The organism is Lentibacillus kimchii (genome assembly GCF_042666895.1).
GTDB lineage: Bacteria > Bacillota > Bacilli > Bacillales > Amphibacillaceae > Lentibacillus > Lentibacillus kimchii.
This window is the reverse complement of sequence record NZ_JBHTGR010000002.1, coordinates 112349-133374: the sequence shown is the minus strand read 5'-3', so window position 1 is coordinate 133374 and position 21026 is coordinate 112349. Positions and strand designations below refer to the sequence as shown.

21 protein-coding genes and 1 rRNA gene are annotated in these 21026 nt (G+C 45.4%); 5 read left to right on the top strand and 17 right to left on the bottom strand.

Going from position 1 to position 21026, the window contains the following annotated elements; all coding sequences use genetic code 11:
* Positions 1-207: ribosomal RNA gene (locus tag ACFQU8_RS02030) — 16S ribosomal RNA — on the bottom strand; the annotation flags it as partial.
* Between the two features lie 742 nt (positions 208-949).
* Here ACFQU8_RS02030 and ACFQU8_RS02025 point away from each other — a divergent pair.
* Positions 950-1339: a YgzB family protein gene (locus ACFQU8_RS02025; protein WP_382357492.1), complete on the top strand. Its 390-nt coding sequence runs from the start codon at positions 950-952 to the stop codon at positions 1337-1339.
* 131 nt (positions 1340-1470) lie between these two features.
* Here the strand turns inward: ACFQU8_RS02025 and perR are convergent, their stop codons facing one another.
* The 5 genes from perR to ACFQU8_RS02000 all read right to left on the bottom strand — a co-directional run bounded on the left by perR (position 1471) and on the right by ACFQU8_RS02000 (position 4686).
* Positions 1471-1923 carry a peroxide-responsive transcriptional repressor PerR gene (perR, locus tag ACFQU8_RS02020; RefSeq protein ID WP_382357501.1) on the bottom strand — a complete coding sequence of 151 codons (453 nt, stop codon included), beginning with the start codon at positions 1921-1923 and terminating at the stop codon, positions 1471-1473.
* A 143-nt stretch (positions 1924-2066) separates the two neighbouring features.
* Positions 2067-2627 carry a cob(I)yrinic acid a,c-diamide adenosyltransferase gene (locus tag ACFQU8_RS02015; RefSeq protein WP_382357491.1) on the bottom strand — a complete coding sequence of 187 codons (561 nt, stop codon included), beginning with the start codon at positions 2625-2627 and terminating at the stop codon, positions 2067-2069.
* A gap of 2 nt (positions 2628-2629) precedes the next feature.
* Entirely contained in the window at positions 2630-3580 is a 951-nt protein-coding gene (locus ACFQU8_RS02010; RefSeq protein ID WP_382357490.1) for a D-2-hydroxyacid dehydrogenase, read from the bottom strand.
* A 136-nt stretch (positions 3581-3716) separates the two neighbouring features.
* The gene (gene bcp / locus ACFQU8_RS02005; protein WP_382357489.1) at positions 3717-4157 is read right to left on the bottom strand and encodes a thioredoxin-dependent thiol peroxidase; all 441 of its coding nucleotides are present in this window, start codon (positions 4155-4157) and stop codon (positions 3717-3719) included.
* An 82-nt stretch (positions 4158-4239) separates the two neighbouring features.
* A complete protein-coding gene (locus ACFQU8_RS02000; RefSeq protein ID WP_382357488.1) occupies positions 4240-4686 on the bottom strand; it encodes a potassium channel family protein in 447 nt (148 codons plus the stop codon).
* 123 nt (positions 4687-4809) lie between these two features.
* On the opposite strand from ACFQU8_RS02000, the gene ACFQU8_RS01995 reads away from it, so the two are divergent.
* Positions 4810-6099 (top strand): glutamate-1-semialdehyde 2,1-aminomutase, encoded by a 1290-nt coding sequence (locus tag ACFQU8_RS01995; RefSeq protein ID WP_382357487.1) that lies wholly within the window; start codon positions 4810-4812, stop codon positions 6097-6099.
* Between the two features lie 60 nt (positions 6100-6159).
* Here the strand turns inward: ACFQU8_RS01995 and ACFQU8_RS01990 are convergent, their stop codons facing one another.
* From ACFQU8_RS01990 to mutY, 4 genes are all read right to left on the bottom strand, one after another.
* Positions 6160-7926 (bottom strand): ABC transporter ATP-binding protein, encoded by a 1767-nt coding sequence (locus ACFQU8_RS01990; RefSeq protein WP_382357486.1) that lies wholly within the window; start codon positions 7924-7926, stop codon positions 6160-6162.
* Between the two features lie 115 nt (positions 7927-8041).
* Entirely contained in the window at positions 8042-8566 is a 525-nt protein-coding gene (locus tag ACFQU8_RS01985; RefSeq protein ID WP_382357485.1) for a DUF402 domain-containing protein, read from the bottom strand.
* A gap of 120 nt (positions 8567-8686) precedes the next feature.
* On the bottom strand, positions 8687-8857 hold the full coding sequence (locus tag ACFQU8_RS01980; RefSeq protein WP_382357484.1) for a gamma-type small acid-soluble spore protein: 171 nt from the start codon (positions 8855-8857) through the stop codon (positions 8687-8689).
* A gap of 105 nt (positions 8858-8962) precedes the next feature.
* Positions 8963-10036, bottom strand: coding sequence for an A/G-specific adenine glycosylase (gene mutY / locus ACFQU8_RS01975; RefSeq protein ID WP_382357483.1), 1074 nt, complete (start codon positions 10034-10036; stop codon positions 8963-8965).
* Positions 10037-10117: 81 nt separating this feature from the next.
* On the opposite strand from mutY, the gene ACFQU8_RS01970 reads away from it, so the two are divergent.
* On the top strand, positions 10118-11104 hold the full coding sequence (locus ACFQU8_RS01970) for a metal-dependent hydrolase (RefSeq protein WP_382357482.1): 987 nt from the start codon (positions 10118-10120) through the stop codon (positions 11102-11104).
* 110 nt (positions 11105-11214) lie between these two features.
* On the opposite strand, the gene ACFQU8_RS01965 is transcribed toward ACFQU8_RS01970, so the two are convergent.
* On the bottom strand, positions 11215-11559 hold the full coding sequence (locus ACFQU8_RS01965; protein ID WP_382357481.1) for a YfhH family protein: 345 nt from the start codon (positions 11557-11559) through the stop codon (positions 11215-11217).
* 69 nt (positions 11560-11628) lie between these two features.
* Complete coding sequence (gene recX / locus ACFQU8_RS01960) at positions 11629-12441, bottom strand: recombination regulator RecX (protein ID WP_382357480.1); 813 nt, start codon at positions 12439-12441, stop codon at positions 11629-11631.
* A 115-nt stretch (positions 12442-12556) separates the two neighbouring features.
* On the opposite strand from recX, the gene ACFQU8_RS01955 reads away from it, so the two are divergent.
* Positions 12557-13447 (top strand): TIGR01777 family oxidoreductase, encoded by an 891-nt coding sequence (locus ACFQU8_RS01955; RefSeq protein ID WP_382357479.1) that lies wholly within the window; start codon positions 12557-12559, stop codon positions 13445-13447.
* A gap of 66 nt (positions 13448-13513) precedes the next feature.
* Here ACFQU8_RS01955 and ACFQU8_RS01950 read toward each other — a convergent pair whose 3' ends face one another.
* The 4 genes from ACFQU8_RS01950 to ACFQU8_RS01935 all read right to left on the bottom strand — a co-directional run bounded on the left by ACFQU8_RS01950 (position 13514) and on the right by ACFQU8_RS01935 (position 17765).
* Entirely contained in the window at positions 13514-13690 is a 177-nt protein-coding gene (locus ACFQU8_RS01950; RefSeq protein WP_382357478.1) for an Arc family DNA-binding protein, read from the bottom strand.
* Positions 13691-13702: 12 nt separating this feature from the next.
* Positions 13703-14551 (bottom strand): SPFH domain-containing protein, encoded by an 849-nt coding sequence (locus ACFQU8_RS01945; protein ID WP_382357477.1) that lies wholly within the window; start codon positions 14549-14551, stop codon positions 13703-13705.
* Positions 14552-14621: 70 nt separating this feature from the next.
* Entirely contained in the window at positions 14622-15488 is an 867-nt protein-coding gene (locus tag ACFQU8_RS01940) for a ComEC/Rec2 family competence protein (protein ID WP_382357476.1), read from the bottom strand.
* Positions 15489-15632: 144 nt separating this feature from the next.
* Positions 15633-17765, bottom strand: a complete 2133-nt coding sequence (locus ACFQU8_RS01935) for an ATP-dependent Clp protease ATP-binding subunit (RefSeq protein ID WP_382357475.1) — start codon at positions 17763-17765, stop codon at positions 15633-15635.
* A gap of 404 nt (positions 17766-18169) precedes the next feature.
* On the opposite strand from ACFQU8_RS01935, the gene ACFQU8_RS01930 reads away from it, so the two are divergent.
* Entirely contained in the window at positions 18170-19891 is a 1722-nt protein-coding gene (locus tag ACFQU8_RS01930; protein ID WP_382357474.1) for a bifunctional diguanylate cyclase/phosphodiesterase, read from the top strand.
* Positions 19892-20165: 274 nt separating this feature from the next.
* Here ACFQU8_RS01930 and pdaA read toward each other — a convergent pair whose 3' ends face one another.
* Complete coding sequence (gene pdaA, locus ACFQU8_RS01925) at positions 20166-20957, bottom strand: delta-lactam-biosynthetic de-N-acetylase (protein WP_382357473.1); 792 nt, start codon at positions 20955-20957, stop codon at positions 20166-20168.
* Positions 20958-21026: the final 69 nt, after the last annotated feature.

Sequence of the window (21026 nt, the reverse complement as noted above, 5' to 3'; positions counted from 1 at the left end):
CGGTGAGAGGTGTTATCCGGTTTTAGCTCGCGTTTCCACGAGTTATCCCGGTCTTACAGGCAGGTTGCCCACGTGATACTCACCCGTCCGCCGCTCGTTCCACAAGCATCACCCCCGAAGGGGATCTGCTTGCTTCCCGCGCTCGACTTGCATGTATTAGGCACGCCGCCAGCGTTCGTCCTGAGCCAAGATCAAACTCTCCAATAAATAAGAGAGATGCAAACGACTGACACCGATCAATCGTTTTATCTCAGCGTTCATAATGTCTCAAAAAGCTTCATCCAATCATATGAAGACATATGACCGGGAGCCTCTTACCTGACATCTGTTTCAGGCTGGTTGTTTTGTTCAGTTTTCAAGGAGCAAATCGGATGCCGCCTCTCAAAAGCGACTTAATTAATATAACATCCTTTAACTCTAACGTCAATAGATGATTTTAATTATTTCTTGTGCTTTTTCTTTCCTGAAAGCGACAATGTATAATTTAACATGATTGCCTTATTTAATCAAGAGACAATTTTAATTTTTTGTCGCGGCTGAATAATCAATTTCAGAAATAGCTTTGCGACGTTTGCTAATGTATCACGCATAAAATTGAGAGTCAACAAGTGATTAATAAAATTATATTTGTCCTTCTAAGTATCCCTCGAATCCTTGCACAGCAACCAGGCCTGAAAACCGACGGACCACTTGTTTCATTTAAATATACCGCATACAGCCCTGCCAGTGATACCATTTTAAATAATGATAACTCACCGGTCTTCCAGCTGTCTCTCCCATAAACACTGCCTTTTCCCCACCGGTCTATATTTCACAATATGCTTTTGATTGATAACAGCATCCTATATGCTTCACTTATGACTAATGTATGAAATCCTTTTCCCTAAACTGAAAATCCTGTAAAATATGCTATACTGGATACAGAAAAGACAAGGAGGGCTACCATACCATGGCCGATAAGCTGGTCTATAGCAGTAAAATAAATAAGATCCGCACATTCGCGCTGAGCCTAATTTTCGTTGGGTTTGTTATTATGTACGGTGGTTTATTTGCCAGAAATATTGATTGGCTGATGCTGACATTATTCATACTCGGAATGATATCAATCCTTTTAAGCTGCGCCGTTTACCTTTGGATTGGCTTGCTGTCGACAAGAGCTGTTCCAATTGTATGCCCAAACTGCGAAAAACCGACAAAAATGCTCGGAAAAGTTGATGGCTGCATGCATTGTAAACAGCCGCTGACGCTGGACAAAGATCTTGAAGGCCTTGAATTTGATGAGCGTTATAACAAGAAACGTTACCGTGCTCAAGTAAAAAACGACATAAAAAATGAATAAATAAGCGATGCCGGCTGCTATATTCACAGCCGGCATCGCTTATGCTTATTGATGCTGCAGACGTTTCGACGAATCATCAGACTGCTATGCCTGATCGCCAGCGTCAATAAACCATCAAAACAGCCGTTGTTCTACTGCTTCTGTACTGCTGCTTCCTGGCATGCCTGACACATGCCGTAAATTTCCATCCGATGATGGCTGACTTTAAACCCTGTCACCTGCTCAGCCAATGATTCAACTTCATCCAGTACTGGATAGTGAAAATCTTCAATCTTACCGCATTCTTCACAGATAATGTGGTAATGTTCACTTGATTTATAATCAAAGCGGCTTGATGAGTCACCATAGGTCAACTCCCGAACAAGGACGATTTGGCGTAAAACACGTAAATTATTATAAACTGTTGCAACACTCATATTAGGAAATTTTCCTTCAAGTGCTTTATAAATATCGTCGGCTGTCGGGTGGATCTCAGAGTCAACCAGATATTCAAGAACCGCATGACGTTGTGGTGTTATACGTACGCCGGAATCCTTTAGTGTATCAATAGCCTTCTGCAATTCCTGATTTTCTGACACCGTCATGCACCCCACTTTCAATACTTGATTAATTTTAGTCAAGTTATCATATTATAATTCCTACAATTAAGTGTAATTGCTGATGCTGGCCTCTGTCAATACACGTATATTGCCGGCTGGACTAAATTATTAATCAAATTGCAAAAAAGTTAAATGTCAGCTTTGAGCGGACGTTCTTCCCCGCCAAGCTGCTTATTAACATACCGGGCAGCCACAAATAAGAAATCTGACAGCCGGTTCAAATAGGACGTAACAAGCGGATTAACAGCTTCATACTCATTGAGCCCTGCAACTGTCCGTTCCGCGCGTCGTGCCACCGTCCGCGCCATATGCAATGCACTGGATGCTGCCAGGCCTGATGGCAGGATGAAATTATGAAGCATTTCCAAATCCTGATCCCACGCATCCATCTGCGTTTCAAGCTCATCAATATGACCTTGTCGCAATTCCCAGGCAACTTCCTTATCACCTGGCGTAGCAAGTTCTGCCCCAACATGAAATAAAATGGTCTGCACACGGTGCATCTGTTCCAAAAACACAGCTTTCTCCGGCCAGTCCTGACCATCAAGATAGCTTAGTGCAAGTCCAATAACGGAATTAAGTTCATCACACGTCCCGTACGCCTCCACCCGTAAGTCGGTTTTCGGCACCCGTTTACCAGAGATCAGCGACGTTTCACCTTTATCTCCCTTGCGTGTATAAATGCGCATACTCAATACCCCCTGCTCAAATCAATCTGGTTCTCAAAACGAGACCCGCCATCTAAATAAATGGTGAGATTTTGTTCAAAAATAGCGAGACCTCGCGACAAATAATTGCCCGAAACACCGGATATATGCGGCGTTATTGTGATATTAGGCTCATCCCAAAACGGATGATCCGCCGGAAGCGGTTCTTCATTAAAGACATCAAGCACCGCATGCGCAATCGTTTCATTATGCACTGCCTGTAATATGGTGCTGTCCTGAACGACATCACCGCGCCCCATATTTAAAAACACAGCATGATCAGGTAATTGCTGAAAGTGCTCTTCAACAAAAAAATCCTGAGTCTCCGGTGTGCTCGGAAGCACCGAAACGACCGCATCCGCCTCAGGCAGCACGCGGTTTAGCTCATCCCAGGTGAGGCAACTGTCAAAGTTATCCAGCTTCCGGCCGCTCCGTGAAACACCGTACACCGTCATCCGAAAAGCTTTAGCCAGCCGGGCCACTTCCTGTCCAATGGCACCCGTCCCGGCAATGAGAAGCGTATCTCCATTCAATTCGTGCATTTTTAACGACGGATCCCATACCTTCTCTTCTTCATTTTTCATAAGCTGCTTCTCCTGACGATATACCTGCAGCAGCATCGATAGAGCATATTCGGCCATTGGATATTTATGAATGCCCCGCACATTGGTGACAAGGATCCCCTGCTCACGAATCGCCGCAAAAGGCATTTCTTCCATCCCTGCGGACAATACCATAATCCACTTCAGAGAAGCTGCCTGGCTGACCAAATCGGCAGTAAGATCATTCCCATATGTCACGAGAATTGTCGCTTGATCTATGTGTTGTCTCGCTTCATCCATCTGGCGGCAAAATGTAAATGTCATGTCTGGAAAGTGTTCACGCAATTTTAACTGATGTTTTTCGGATATATTGGCGGAAAAAAGAATGTTCATGCCCGTCTCTCCTTTTATTGAATTGTTAACGATTTCAATAAAACGTTTAATGAAGCTGTCCATTTTTTTATTTATCAGCTCCTGCAGCACGTCAAATACAAAAACAGCCCACCCGCAGATGGACTGTCGTTAAATCTTAACTGGCATTTTGCAAATAATCAAGAGCTTCCTCAACGTGACCATCCACATTCACGTTGCGGAATTCCTTTTGCAAATTGCCTTCTTTATCGATGATAAATGTTGAACGTTCGATGCCATTATTCCAGACGCCATAATCTTCAGCTGCTTTGTGATCCTCATCAGCCAGCAGCATAAAAGGCAGATCATGTTTATTCATGAATTCTTTATGACTGTCCACTGGGTCAGGACTCACACCCAGAATAACCGCGTCAAGATCGCTGAATTTCGCCTTATTATCACGGAAATCACACGCTTCATTTGTACAGCCTGGTGTCATATCTTTAGGATAGAAATAAAGAACGACGTACTGGCCTCTATAGTCGGACAGACTCACCTGCTCACCGTTCTGATTCTTCAACGTGAAATCTGGTGCTTGTTTGCCTGCTTCTGCACGCATTAAAATCCCTCCGTAACTAAAATTGGCATGTCCATAAAAAATCAATGGACCACACTATTTTCTAGTGCCACTATAGCACAGTTTACTTGCTTTCTCCATTGTTCTGATTGGTCTGGACAAGATTCAGGACAAAGGCGGCCGGCAGAATATAACCAATCAATGCTTGAATAACGGCAATAAACCGCCCAAAGCCAATCGGTGTAATATCACCATAACCAATCGTCATGAGGGTGACGCCGCTGAAATAAAACGAACGCATTAAAGAGTCTGTAATGCTTGTATCCTGAAGTTTAGCGTTATCCACCAGCAGCACATGATTCATGGACAACACAAAATAAACCAGGCCAAAGCCGAGAAGCACGATTAGATAAATGACTAAAAGGGTATAAAAAATCTCCGCAGAAAACCGTGTGTCTTTCCCGCGCTTCCGGATGTTGCCTCCGCGAATAAAGCTGACGAGGCTCATCACCATGATCACTGTAATACTAATGATAACTGCCCATGCAATGGCATTCATACTATCCCCCATTCTAATCTTAATCTATGCTTATCCACCTGCTGAATAGTCATTGATTTTCGAGTGCTTTCTAATCCGTTATACTGGAAAAGGTCATAGCCGCATGGATGGCTAACAACCACAGGAGGTATACAAATGGATTTCTCAACGTCACAAGCATTACATAAAGAAGCCCAGGAACGCATTGTCGGGGGAATTAACTCACCATCCCGCGCCTATAAAGGTGTTGGGGGCGGCTCCCCTGTTTATATGGAACAAGGAAAAGGCGCTTATTTCTGGGATGTTGACGGCAACCAGTATATCGATTATCTGGGCGCATATGGACCGATCATTACCGGTCATGCTCACCCGCATATTGCTGAGGCAATCACTACTGCCGCTTATAACGGTGTTCTGTATGGCACCCCAACCAAAATGGAAAATAAACTGGCGGCAATGCTTCAGGCAGCTATTCCGTCACTGGAAAGACTGCGCTTTGTTAACTCCGGTACAGAAGCCGTAATGACAACGGTTCGTGTAGCACGCGCTTATACAGGCCGGGATAAAATTATTAAATTTTCCGGGAGCTACCACGGTCACTTCGATTCCGTTCTGGTTGAAGCTGGTTCGGGACCTGCAACACTGGGAACGCCTGACTCAGCCGGGATCCCGCAAACAGTCGCCGCCGATGTCATCACGGTCCCTTATAATGATCTGGAAACGTTCCAGCAGGCAATGGATCAATTCGGCGAGCAGATTGCCGCTGTCCTGGTGGAGCCAATCGTCGGAAACTTTGGCATCGTGAAGCCCTTCGACGGATTTCTGCAAGGGGTTAAAGATGCCACGCACAATGCCGGATCCCTGCTTATTTTTGATGAGGTAATCAGCGCATTCCGTTTCACATATGGCAGCTCACAGCAAATTTATGGCGTTGAGCCTGATATGACCGCCATGGGTAAAATCATTGGCGGCGGATTGCCAATCGGTGCTTATGGCGGCCGCCAGGCGATTATGGAACAGGTCGCACCACTCGGACCTGCTTATCAAGCGGGTACGATGTCCGGAAACCCTGCATCAATTTCAGCTGGAATTGCCTGCCTGGAAATTCTGCAAGGAACTGGTATATATGACAAGCTGGATTTCCTAGGCGCACGCCTGGAATCCGGCCTGCAGCAAAAAGCATCTGAAGCAGGCATTCCCATCACCATTAACAGAATGTGCGGTGCTCTGACCGTTTTCTTCGGCACTGATGACGTGACGAACTACGATCAGGCTGATGCAAGTGACGGCGACGCTTTTTCCCGGTTCTTCTGGCTGATGCTTGAGCAGGGCATTAATTTAGCCCCGTCCAAATTTGAAGCATGGTTCTTAACAACAGAGCATACAGAAGCTGATATTGATGCGACAATTGAAGCTGCCGGCAAAGCCTTTGCAGCTATGGCCTAAGGTTTTTCTTTTGTCTGTGTATAAAAAACACCTCCGCACGAGTTGCGGAGGTGTTTTTTATCAGGATTCGGAATCCGTATGATCATCGAGATTCTGCACGTGATACAAATCGTAATAGTGACCCTGTTTGGCCATTAATTCATTATGTGAGCCGACTTCTTTAATTTCACCCTCTTCGATCAGAACAATCCGGTTAGCGTGGGTGATCGTCGACAAGCGATGCGCTACAATAAATGTCGTCCGGTCTGAGGCAAGCCGTTCCATAGCTTCCTGTATAATATGCTCACTTTCCAGATCAAGCGCTGATGTCGCTTCATCAAAAACGAGGATCGACGGATTTTTCAAGAAAACACGTGCGATGGCCACACGCTGTTTCTGCCCACCGGACAGTTTCACACCGCGTTCACCGACAGTTGTTTCATAACCATTTTCCAATCCCATAATAAACTCATGTGCATTGGCCGCTTTAGCAGCTGCTGTGACTTCTTCATCAGTTGCATCGGGGTTGCCCATGCGAATATTCATAGCAATTGTTTCACTGAACAGGATATTATCCTGTAAGACCATACCGATATTATCGCGCAATGAACGGGCTTTTATATCACGAATATCCGTGCCGTCGACTTTTATCGAACCGCTTGTAACATCATAGAAACGCGGGATCAGGCTGACAAGTGTTGATTTACCGCCACCGCTCATGCCTACAAGCGCAATCGTTTCACCGCTTTCGACATTGAGCGAAACATTCCGCATGACATCGCCTTCCTCATCTTCATAACGGAACGACACGTTTTCAATATCAATGCGGCCATCAATTGAATCAATTTGTTTAGCATCCGGTTTATCAACAATATCATACGGTTCGTTCATTAATTCAAAAACACGGTCGATCGAGGCAATTGATTGCGTTAAAACGGTGGATGAACTGATCAGCCTGCGCAACGGACCATAGACCCGTTCCATCAAACCTGTAAAGGCAGCCATAGTTCCAATTGTGACATCACCTGCAATCACCGAATAGCCCGCAAAGGCGATAACCAAAAGCGGAGCAAGATCCGTAATCGTATTCATCACCGCAAACGTTTTGGCATTCCAGTCGGTGTGGTTCAGAGCCTTTTGCAGGAAGTTGGCATTGCGCTTGTCAAACTGATTCTGTTCATAATCTTCCAGAGCAAAACTGCGTGTCACTGAAATCCCCTGGACACGCTCATGCAAGTGTCCCTGCACTTCCGCAAGTGCCTGCGAGCGTTCGCGCGTCAAGTGTCGCAGACGTCCATAAAAGTAGCGAACACAGAAGCCAAATATCGGGAACAAAATAACGGCGACAATTGTCAATTCGACATCCATGTTCAGCATAATAACAATAGCGATCAGAATGGTGACCATGTCCAGCCAAATATTCATGAGCCCAGTCACAACAAAATTCTTGGTTTGTTCGACATCATGTATTACCCGGGAAATAATTTCCCCGGTTTTTGTCTGAGAATAGAAACCCAGGCTTAATTTTTGGAGATGGTCGAACAATTTATTTCTCAGATCATACAGGACAGAGTTGCCTACCCACTGCGCCAGATATTGCCGGAAATATTCAACCGGTGGACGCAAAATCAGGAAAATGACAAAGGCACCGCCCATCAGCCAGAATAATTGTTCCAGTTTCGCTGATTCTCCCAGACCATCTGCATTAATAATATCGTCGATAACATAGCGCACAATTAATGGTGTCAAAAGCGGAATACCGAATTTGGCGATTCCGATAATGACGGTTATCATAATCTTCCACTTATAAGGCTTTACAAACTGTAAATATTGCTTAATCCTGCCCATAATTGCTATTCCCTCACTTTAATAAAAAGAAAAGCCTTGCTACAAACGTAACAAGGTGCTTGTAAGACACGCTTCCAAGTATAAACCGATGCCCGGTGGTAAGCAATAATTTGAACTAGGTATCGGCATAGTGCTGATACCACTGCTCAATGAACTCATGTGAAAAAGGACCCTGACGCTGTTTGATCCACGTCAGCAAGTAATCCTTATGACGATGCAAAACACGATCAAGGGAATCAGAGTAATTCATCTCACGTTTATGCGCTTCATACTCGTCCTCATCCAGCAACTCCCAGGTCATATCAGGATAAACCTGCACATCCAGGTCGTAGTCGGTGTATGTTAAAACGCCATCTTCAAACAGAAACGGTGAACTGATATTACAATAGTAGTGAATGCCGTTTGTTTGCAGCATGCCAATAATATTGAACCAGTAATTTTTATGGAAATAACAGATTGCCGGCTCACTAGTTGTCCATATGCTGCCATCACTTTCCCTGACACGCGTTTTATCATTGGCCCCAATAATAACCGTGCTGGTCGCAGACAGTACGAGCGTCTTTTCCCACACCCTGTGCAGCTGGCCATTATGTTTATAACTATGTATCGAAATTTCTGAGCCCGCTCCTGGAACAGTCATGCTACCTCTCCTTTACTTGTCACTTCTTTATATCTTCCCATAATAGCCGTCCAGTGAAACATCAGAAAAGAGCTCCCTGGGGAAGGAAGCTCTTTTCTGGTTCATTTGGAACTGATGGCATTACTTTTTATTTTGCTCTGATTTTTTGTTCCGTTCCTTCACAGATTGTACATCGGTTTCAGCTGCATATTCTGTCTCATACTGGCCTTGTTTTGCCTGTTGGTTTTGTTTCTTAACATCTTCTACGTTAGTGCCAGTTTTTGTTTGGTTGGGCTGTTTATTTTTAGCCACCTAAATCACCTCCGCAGTCCATACTTTTTCCGTTCTGCCAGCATTTATCCATTGAAATTTAATGTTAAATTTTTACGGGCCATAGCGAAAAAAGCACGCCTCTTGTCACGAGGTGATATACGGCATCATCTTCTGATGGGACACTGGAAATGGATAATCATCCAATTCCTCAAGGCTTACAAATCGCTGGCGCCCATCTGCGGACTGTGACGCAGTTGTTTCGGCTGCTATAATCGCCAGCTGCCAGATAATATGTGAAAAGACGTGTTTAAGCTGCCCTTGTACGGCTCCGAGCGTTACAGGGACGCCATATTCCAGCTCGAACCAGGCAGCCATATGGTCCTTTCCTATCTCATCGACAGGCACCATAGGGAACTGCCACATATTGGCCAACAGCCCGTTATCAGGTCTTTTTTCGATTAGATACTTACCGTCTGCATTGCGGATGAGCAGAACCGTGTAATGAACCTCTTTCTGCTTTTTGGCTTTTGATTTAACAGGTAGCTGCTGCTCATTTCCCGCCTGAAAACCGCGGCAATATGCCTGAACCGGACAGAATAGACACATCGGTTCTTTCGGTGTGCAAATAAGCGCGCCAAGCTCCATGATGCCCTGGTTGAATGATGATGGGTCATCACTGGCTATCATGGCCCGAACGATGTGTTCAAACTGTTTTTTAACGTTTGGCTGCGCGATATCATCATCGGCATTCAGGACACGGGCCAAAACACGCATAACATTTCCATCAACTGCGGGCTGCGGCTGGTCATAGGCAATTGACAGAATGGCCCCCTTCGTATAGGGACCAACCCCCTTAAGAGAACCAAGAGCTTTCGGATCATCCGGCACGTTGCCATCATACGAGTTGACCACTTCGCGAACGGCACTTTGCAAATTGCGTGCGCGGGAATAATAACCAAGCCCTTCCCACATTTTTAAAACATCCTGCTGATCAGCGTGCGCTAAGTCATAGACAGTCGGATATTTTGCGATAAAGTGTTCAAAATAAGGTATGACTGTATCAACCTGCGTTTGCTGCAGCATGATTTCGGATACCCATATTTTATACGGATCCTGGGTCTGACGCCAAGGCAGGTCGCGTTTATTTGTCTGATACCAATCAATCAGATCTTTCTGAAATCCATTAACGTCAAAATTCTGTAAGATTTGATTATTCATTTGCTGACATCCTTTTGTTACAATGGTGATGATCCAAGGTATATTTTATACTCTGACCCTTATGTAGGAGGAACCAGGTCTATGGACACAGGCACTCACATCGTTATGGGAGTTGCACTCGGCGGACTGGCAACATTGGACCCCGCCGTACAGAATGATCCTGAATTATTCGGCGCTGTCTTTGCTGGGACCGTCATAGGGTCACATGCTCCTGATTTTGATACCGTTTTAAAATTGCGCAACAATGCTGTTTATATTCGCCACCACCGTGGCATTACCCATTCCATGCCAGCCGTTCTGCTGTGGGGAATTCTGCTGGCAGGCATTATCTATGCGATTCTGCCGAGTGTCAGTTTTGGCCATTTATGGCTGTGGACAGCCCTGGCAGTGGTGATTCACGTGCTGGTTGATATTCCGAATGCTTACGGAACACAAGCTCTCAGACCCTTTTCTCACAAATGGGTAGCGCATGGCGTTATTAACACGTTCGATCCGTATATTTTCCTGCTCCTTGCTGGCGGGATTGTAGCCTGGCTGATTGGTGCAAACCCCGGTTATACCTTTTTGATTCTTTACGCTGTGATTGCCCTTTATTATATCAAACGCTATATTGATAAACGGGAAATCATTCGTAAAATTAAAGACCATTACCCGGAGACCAGGCAAATTGTTACGTCCCCGACCATAAAACAAAATCGCTGGCGTGTTGCTATTACAACGAACGATTACTTTTATGTCGGCAAGGTAAAAGACGGGCATATCGACATCATCGATCAATTCAGAAAAGTTCCTCTGCCGGATAACGAGCTCTTCCGTATCGCCCGGCAGGATAAAAACATCGATGCTTTTCTGTCTTTTTCACCGGTTTATCGCTGGGAACAAAACGATTATGACGACGTCACGGAGATACGGCTGATTGACTTACGGTACCGCTCCAACGATCGTTATCCTTTTGTCGCTGTTGCTTTGATTGACGAGAACAAGCAGATTTTAAATTCTTACACGGGCTGGATTTATTCTGAGCAAAAACTGCAGAATAAACTGGAATTCCGTAACTCCCCCATATGAAAATGGCGGAAATAAGCACAAATCTATAAGCCATCAAAAAAAGGCTGGGACAAGCCGCGCAAGCGTTCTTTTAACTGTTCGCACTTTTGTCCCAGTCTTTTTTTGAACATTCATCCTTGCGATATGTCAACTTTTTCACCAAGCAGCGAAATGGGCAGAGCCTCTTCCTTCTCCTGTACTTCATTTAATAAATTAACACGGTGCCCCCAGGCGAACACACCATTAATGTAATTAATTTTAAATTTATAGCCTGGATCGCCTTTCAGTTCATGCACGTCTTCCGGGTGAAAATCATCCGGGTTCAGCATATAAGCTATTGCCAGCTGCATTTTCCGCTCGTTAATAGCCACTTCACTGATGTTGCCAAACTGCTCTGCTGTTTGTGCCTTTTCCTTAAGCTTGCCAACTTCCTCCCGCAATTGCTCGACTGTATAATCACTATAGCGCATAGTCATCGTTTAAGACTCCCTTCTTCATCAGTTTACATGCCAGCAGCACGTCAGGCCAATCAAAACCATCAGACCTTATTCCGCACGGCTATCATCCAAAAACTGCTGAATCAGATCAAGTGTGAAGCCTTTGCGATACAGGGCTTCTTTCACTTTTTGCTCAAGTTCGGCACCACTGTATTTCTGCTGGTGTTTCCGGTGCAGTTTCTCGCCTTGTTTTATCAGGGCTTCCCACTCAGCGTCATCATCACGCTCATTTTGAAGTTCATTTGTGATCGCCTGAATAACATCGCTGGTGAAGCCCTTCTGCATGAGCGTTCCCTGGATCTGCTGTATTTTTTGCTGAAATGATTTTGCGTGGCTGGCGCTGCGTTTTTTTAACGCTAATTTAAGGGCCGTGTCGTATTGGCCGGCGAACGTATATGCTGACACAGCTTCAGAGGCAAGTGCTGCATCGACGCCTTTTTGCCGCAGTTCCTGTTCGACCAGCTTCGGCCCTTTGTTCGTTGTATTCTGCCGCGTGCGAACAAATGACTCAGCAAACTGTCTGTCATCGACCAGCCCCTCCGTGATAAGCTTGTCCATAATCTGGTCAAGCTGCTCCTCGTCCACATCTTTTTGATCCAGATAGGTCCGAATTTCTTGTTTTGTCCGCATTCGGTAGCTTAAAAAATTGATTGCAAGGGTATAGTGCTTATGGAATGTGTCCTGCCGAATAAGTGCTTGAATCGTTGCGTCATCCAATTCCATTTGTTTGTGCAGACGATACGCAACCAGGACAGCCTCATCAACACTGAATCCATATGATTCACCCTGACCGTCATCCAGAAAAATATTATAGCGTCCGCGATCTTTTTTCTGTGTGGTAATCCGGGAGATTGCTGTCACTGTAACGCCTCCTTCCCCCAGATGCTATTATAGCATGAATATGGGCTGTCTTTTTAGCATTTTGGACTAACGATAACATGTGCAGCATAAACTAAAAACGATAGGAGTGCAGCCAATGAATATTATGATTACGGGTGGAACCGGTCTGGTCGGCCGGCATCTTACAGAAGCATTGACCGCTCAGAATCACCATATCTACATCATGACACGCGCACCTGAAGACAACACAAATACCGCTGCTGTAACTTACATCGGTTATGACCACTCTGTTAGGCAGCTGCCGGTCATTGAAGCGGTGGTTAATCTGGCGGGCGATTCACTGTTCGGTTATTGGACGGACAGGAAGAAGAGAGGTATCCGCCATAGCCGGATTGATGTCACACAGCAGGTTATTCGGATGATGGAGCAGATGGATCCTAAACCAAACGTGTTCATCAGCGGCTCGGCGGTTGGTTTTTATGGAACATCTGAGGACTTTATTTTTACAGAAAAGACGACAGAATCCGGCGCTGATTTTCTTGCCAATGTTACAGCAGCGTGGGAACAAACCGCTAAGCAGGCTGAGGCACTGGGCATCCGTACAGTCTATGCACGTTTCGGTGTTATTTTAGCTGAGAGCGGGGCATTGCCGTTGATGAAACTGCCGATGAAGCTATTTGCCGGGGGACGAATTGGAAGCGGCGAGCAGTGGCTGTCGTGGGTGCATATCGATGATGTTATCGGCCTTCTGGCATTCTGTCTTTTCCATGAGGAGATGAGCGGCCCGGTCAATATCACGGCCCCACATCCGAAGCGGAACAAAGACTTCACCAAGGTGCTCGCAAAGGTCTTGCACCGGCCGCAGTGGCTGCCGGTTCCAGCTCCGATTGTCAGGTTCGTGATTGGTGAGATGAGCCTGCTTGTAGCCAAAGGGCAGTATGTTCTGCCTCACAAGGCGCGGGCAGCTCAGTATACGTTCATCTATCCGTATTTGCAGGAGGCTCTGCAGGCAACGGAAGGATCGTAGCTTAAGCGAATCCGAAGGCCTGCGTCAATCAACATTAAAAAACCCGCCATTTTGATTAGCGGGAAATTAGTCATTATTCCGTTTTTCACCTGATGGCGGGAATCGGCCCGCTTGTTTAGCCGACTCCCGAAGTAAAAATTCAACATGACTGTTAACACTGCGAAATTCATCCTTAGCCCAAAACTGCAGAGCCTTATATAATTCGGGATCGATCCGTAATGGAAAATGCTTTTTTTGCGCCATGCTAACCCTCTCTTACTGGTAAAGTGTTCCTGTATTGACGACGGGCTGCGATCCATTTTCCGAGACAATCGAAACGAGCAGATTATTGACCATAGCGGCACGGCGCTCCTCATCCAGCTCAACGACTCCCTCTTTTTCCAGACGGGCGATCGCATCTTCCACCATCCAGACGGCTCCTTCAACAATTTGCTGGCGAGCAGCTATAATCGCACTTGCCTGCTGTTTCTGGAGCATAGCCTGTGCTACTTCCGTGGAATAAGCTAAATGTGTCAGCCGCGTTTCCATGACTTCGACACCAGCCAGCGTTAAACGCTCCTGCAAATCCTTCGCCAGTTGAGCTGATACTTCCTCAGCATTGCCTCGCAATGTCATATCGTCATCCGTAAATGTATCATAAGGGTATTGTGTAGCGACAGCACGGATCGCTGTTTCACTCTGAATGGCCACATATTTCTCATACCGGTCAACCTCAAAAACAGCCTTTGCTGCATCAACTACGCGAAAAACAATGACGGCCGCAATGTCAATCGGATTGCCATTAACATCATTGACTTTCAGCAGACTGCTGTTAAAATTCCGCACCCGCAGTGATATCATGTGCCGGGTTGAAAACGGGATTGTGATGACCATACCTTCGTGGCGAATGCTCCCCATATACTGTCCCAAAAAAATCACAACTGCCGCCTGATTTGGCTGAACAATCGTAATACCGCTTCCCAGAACAATTGCAATGATAAGTGCAATCGCCCCGATTATCCAATGCGCATCCAGGGCACTCATCACCATAACAGCGAGTAAAACCACGATGGCCAGCATTCCGACATAACCATTCATCATCCAGGCTTCTTTTTCACGAATCACATAGACACACCCTTCATCTGTTTCATATTTATATTAATATGATATCACATTAATATAAAATAGCAAAAAATCAGTTAGCTTTTAAATAGTCTGTCGGCATTTTTTCCTGAAAAATCATCACGCTTTCACCATTTGTCCTGATCGTGATATTCCCAAACATAGCTGTCGGATACATGGCTGTATCAACATCCTGTAAATTCGTCATCACGCGGTCGACCGGATGACCATATTTATTCTCCTCACCATATGTCAGAATGGCCATATCGGGACTGACTTCCTGTAAAAATTTCCGTGATGTACTCGTACGGGAACCATGGTGGGCCACTTTGATAATGTCTGAATCAAGATTATAGTTGTTCATCAGGCGTTTTTCCTGATCCTTGCCAACATCCCCCATCAGCAGAAAATCCGTATCTTTAAATGAAAGCTTCAGGACAATAGAAGCTGCATTATTCCTCTGGGGTCCTTCATAGGCATTCAGCACCCGTATTTTCAGATATGGATCCAGTTTTATCAGCTCATTTTTTTCCGCTATAGTGAGCGGTATTTGCTGTTTTAAAATCTGACTGGCATATTTGGCATAGGTTTTTGTCGAATGAATTTTTCCTATATCCATAATCTTTTTTATTTCAAATGTTTTTATAACAGCTGCCATTCCTCCGATATGATCGATATCCGGATGTGTCGCAATCACCAGATCCAATTGACTGACCTGATGCTTTTTTAGAAAGGCGGTTACGTTTTTGCCTGATTTCGGAGGGCCTGCATCGATTAAAATATTTTTTCCCTCTGGCGTTTGGATCAGCATGCTGTCCCCCTGACCAACATCGATGAAATGAACATCCATTTCGTTTGCCTCTTCGGCGTCAGCGCTGGGAACATTTATGGAAGCAGAAACTAAGACTATCAGTATTAATAAACCTATGCAGCGCTGCATACAACCATCCTCTTCACGTGTGAGTGTATCGCGATTATTATGTGATTATAGGGGGTGCTGTATACAAGCCAGACAGCACCAGCAGGGAGTTTGGACATAAAAAAAGACCGCTGAACTATGTCAGCGGCCTTTTAGCAATCTGCATTACTTACTTTGTTCAACAACAATCTGACCGTCATTAATGTGCACATTCACAGCTTCGATCGACTCATCTTCCAGAAGAATATCAGTCAGCTGATCTTCAACTTCGTCCTGGATGACACGGCGCAGTGGACGTGCGCCTAAGCGTTTGTCATAGCCAAGCTGGACAAGTTTTTCTTTTGCAGCATGTGTCACTGAGATCGAGATGTTGTTTTCTTCGATGGTTTCTTCCAGATCACCAAGCATCAAATCAACAATTTGCAGCAAGCTGTCTTCATGAAGTTCATTGAATTGGACAATACTGTCGAAACGGTTCAGGAACTCAGGTTTGAAATAGGCACTCAGGTTCTCAAGTGTTGAGACAGAATCATGTTCGTCATTGTTGAAACCAACATTGATTTGTTTTTCACCCGTTCCAGCATTACTTGTCATGATGATAACTGTTTCTTTAAAGCTGACAGTGCGGCCTTGTGAATCGGTCAGCTGTCCGTCCTCCATAATTTGCAGGAACATGTTCTGCACATCGGGATGTGCTTTTTCGATCTCGTCGAGCAAAAGAATGCTGTATGGATTGTGACGGACTTTCTCTGTCAGCTGGCCGGCTTCGTCATGGCCGACATATCCTGGTGGTGACCCGATGATTTTCGATACGGCATGTTTTTCCATATACTCACTCATATCAAGCCGGATCAGACTATCACGGGTGCCAAACAGTTCTTCTGCCAGAGCTTTGGTCAGTTCCGTTTTACCGACACCAGTCGGACCGACAAACAGGAACGATCCAATCGGACGATATTTGGATTTCAGACCTGCACGGCTGCGGCGGACAGCTTTGGCAACTTTTTGTACAGCTTCGTCCTGACCGATCACCTTACTGTTAAGCTGTTCAGCCAGATTGCGCATCTTTTGCTGTTCCTCTGCCTGCAGTTTAGTAACTGGAATACCTGTTTTTTCTTCTACAATCAGTTCAATATCTGAAACGGCAACATCGACAACCTGATCTTCATTTTTGGCTTTTTCCAGCTGTTTTTCCAGCTGTGTTTCCTGATAGCGCAGCTGAGCCGCTGTTTCATAGTCTTCTTTTTCAGCGGCTGCCTCTTTTTCGCTTGTTACTTCATCTAAGCGGCTTTTAATGGAATCGGAGTCTTTCTCCGCGTTATCAAGATTCAAGCGTGAGCCGACCTCATCCATTAAGTCAATCGCTTTGTCCGGCAGGAAGCGATCCTGAATATAGCGTTTTGACAATGTAACGAACGCACGGACGGCTTCATCAGGATACCGGACTTCGTGAAATTTCTCATAGCGGTCCTTCAGACCCTCAAGAATCTGCACCGCATCTTCCTCCGAAGGCTCTTTCACCATAACGGGCTGAAAGCGGCGTTCAAGTGCTGCATCTTTTTCAATCTGCCGATATTCTTTCAGCGTTGTCGTACCGATTAGTTGCAGTTCACCGTTTGCAAGGGCTGGTTTCAGAATGTTGCCAGCATCCATTTGGGAACCTTCAGCAGATCCGGCACCAACCAGCTGATGAATTTCGTCAACAAACATGATAACTTCAGGACGCTGTTCTAATTCCTGAACAAGCTGTTTCATCCGTTCTTCAAATTGACCGCGCATACTTGTATTAGCAACAAGAGAGGCCACATCTAATAGATAAATCTCTTTATCCATCAGTTTAGCAGGTACTTTACCTTCCGTAATCTGCCGGGCCAGTCCTTCAGCAATCGCTGTCTTGCCAACACCAGCTTCGCCAATCAGAATCGGATTGTTTTTGTTCCGGCGATTAAGGGTTTCAACAACGCGTTTCACTTCATTATCACGTCCGATTACCGGATCAAGTTTGCCGGCACGTGCCTGATCGGTAATGTTTTTACCAAGTTCATCGAGTAAGCCATTGCCCTGGCCGGATCCCTGCTGCGTTTTTGTTCCAGTGAAGCTCTGGCCTTGCTCGCCATTGCCCTGGAAGAAATTATTAGCAAAGTCCCCTTGCTGGCCTTGAGCAAAATCGTCACTCATCATACTTTTTTGTACATCCCGGAAACATTGATTGCATAGCTGCACATTCATACGTTCATTGTTGACTTGCATTTGTACATTGATTGTTGCTGGACGAACACCACAATTTTGACATTGCATGTGTGATTCCTCCCTAATTAATCATAATCTATTCTTAAATTTAACTTTGACTTTGACTATCTTTGACCTTACGATTCTTATTATAACTTGACCTTCTTTGACTTTCAAGAGAAACACCTAATTTTTTCGAGAAAAATGGTGTGAAGCAGATTGATTGCCGTGATTCTATTGAGCTATTCTGCGCTTTTCCCTTGATCCATGAGTACTATTACCGATTATAGTAAGGTTTAAACATCAAAACTAAAATCGTTTTAATTAGATGAGCAGATTTCACTATTAAACGCCATTTGACGTTTCTCGACATTTTCCGTCTGCAGAGTATTCCATTTTCATACAATATATATTACAATTATTGTAAGAAAATCGTTTATACGGATTATGATTGTTTAAGGAAGGGATAAACGTTGAGCAATCTGCAGCACAATGACGAAGCCAAAAAGAATGCTGAATTTGTATCGAGCCATTTAAAAATCGGTATGTGGCAAAAGGATTATACGTGGGATGCATTTGAATATGTGTCAGAAGGCATCAGTGATATACTGGCGCATCCCGTGCAGGAACTCTATGATAATCCCGATTTATGGAAAGACCTGATTCACCCTGCAGACAAGGATAGCGTGCTCCAAACATACGACTCACTGCAAACGGGTGACTCACTGGATCACCATTACCGCATTCTGCGTGGTGACGGTTCGGTACGATGGGTCTTTGATCAAACCATTAAAGCGTTGAATGATGACGGAAGAACTATCTCCCTGTTCGGCACACTGACAGATATAACCCCGGAAGTCGACATGCGGCGTAAGCTGAAGCATCTGTCAAGCTATGACGCTCTGACATCGCTGCCGAATCGGCAAAGTTTATACGATAAACTCGATACATTTTGCAGCCGTCATACAGCCGAGCCGTTTGCCCTGCTTCATATTGATCTGGACAGACTTCAGCTTATCAACGATTCCCTTGGGTACATAACAGGCGATAAACTGCTGCAGGAAACGACGAGAAGACTCTTGTCTGTGCTGCCGGCTGAAGCCTATTTGGCACACGTCAGCAACAATGATTTTATTGTCCTCATGGCGTATGCTTCCAAAACAGACGCAACACAGGCAGCGTCTCGCATCATTAAGACGCTTAAGGAACCATTCCAGATTGAAGAAGACGATCTCAGATTGCATGTCACCGCCAGTATTGGCATCAGTTTTTACCCGTCAGATGGGGAAAAAAAGCTGTTACTGCTGCGGAATGCCCACAATGCCTTGAGCTATGCTAAAGAGCTGGGCAAAAATAATTATCAGCTGTATGAAGCATCGCAGGAATTCTCCTCTTCCGAGAAGCTTATTCTGGAAGAAGAGATGCGCCAGGCGATTGCAAACGAGGATTTTAAGCTTTATTACCAGCCACTGGTAGATGCGTCTACAGGGGCTATCAACGGAGCGGAAGCGCTGCTGCGATGGTACCATGCTGAGCGGGGTTTCGTATCGCCGGGTGAATTTGTGCCATTGGCCGAAGAAAATCATCTTATCCATGAAATCGGCAGCTGGGTGATCCAGACAGTATGCCAGCAACTACGAGCCTGGATGGATCAGGGATTACCCATGTTCCCCGTTGCGATCAACGTATCGCCTATTCAATTCATGAACGAAGAGCTGGTTGCCTTCATCGAAGAACAATTAAACACTTACAACATTCCAGCCAAGTACCTGAAACTGGAAATTACGGAAGGCTCTCTGCTTAGAAACGAAAAAACGGTGCTTGATAAATTGCAAAGACTGAGCAATCTGGGTATCAAGATCGCCATTGATGACTTTGGCACAGGGTTTTCATCGCTGATGCATCTGAAGAAGTTTTCACCTGATATCATTAAAATTGATAAAGGTTTCGTTCAGAGTATTGGAAATGAACAAACCATTGATGCCGCGATTACGTCAACCGTTCTTCATTTGGCCCAAGAACTTAATATGACAGTGATTGCCGAGGGCGTTGAAGAACACGTCCAGCTGGATTTTCTGCGCGACCATCATTGCGAGATCATTCAAGGGTTTTTGTTTTCCAAACCCGTTCCCGTCGAAACATTCGAGCAAATGCTCGCAGATGGCTATTTGAAACCTGCCCCTCCCCAAGCCTGATGCTTGCGTAATAGCTATAGAAACAACAAGGGGCTGGGACAAACGACAAACGAAAGCGAATAACTCAAGCGTCGAACAATGCTCCGGTTCAGCGGAGGAAAAGACGGAGACTCCTGCGGGAGCAAAGGATAGGTGAGACCCCGGAGCGCGCCAGCGTGAGGAGGCTCACCAGCCGCCCGCGGAGAAGATGTCTTTTTCCGGAGCGGTTCAGTTACGCAACTGGTTCGCACGTTTGTCCCAGACCCTTGTTCTCTGCCGTTCAGTTTCACCGCCATTAATAGCCGTAAATCGGCTCTGGCAAGTGGTCTTTGATTACCAGCTGATCAAGACTCTTGAACTGATAACCTTGTTCTTTCAATTCCGTTATCGTTTTGTCCAGAGCTTTGGCATTGTCTGATGACACCGTATGAAGCAGTATAATCGCTCCCGGATGGATCTGCTCCATAATATTATCATACGCATGCTTCCACCCTTTTTGTTTATCCGTTTTCCAGTCAACGAATGCGAGCGACCAAAAAATTTGCGTGTAGCCGAGTTCTTGTGCCCAGCCGAGTGTCTCTTCATTGAACATGCCTCGCGGCGGACGCATATAAGTAATGCTCTTCTGATCTGTTATGTCGGCCACTTCTTCTTCCAGATCCGCCAGTTCTTTCTGCATATTTTCCTTGCTGACGACAGTGAAATCCGGATGATGATAGGAATGGTTACCGATAATGTGACCTTCATCAGCCATACGTTTCACCAGTTCCGGTTTATCCTGGACATAATGACCGGTTACAAAGAAAGCAGCTGGCACCTGATGTTTGCCTAATACATCAAGAATGTCATCAGTATAGCCTTCTTCATAGCCATTATCAAACGTTAAATAGACTGTTTTTTCACCAGAATGATCCGCATAATAAGCACCATAGTCATCGAGCATTTGCTGATACTTGCCGACGTCCGGAATGTTATGATCATCACTCTTTTTAAAGCCCCATCCGTAGCCATCGGCCGCATAAGCTGGCATTGAACAAGCAAGGAAAACCAGGACAGCTGTTACAGCCACCACACCATATTTCTGCATTACTAGGCCACCTTTTCCCCTTAGGATCTCCGCAGCCGGCCTTTTTATGCAGCAGCCGAATCAAACGCG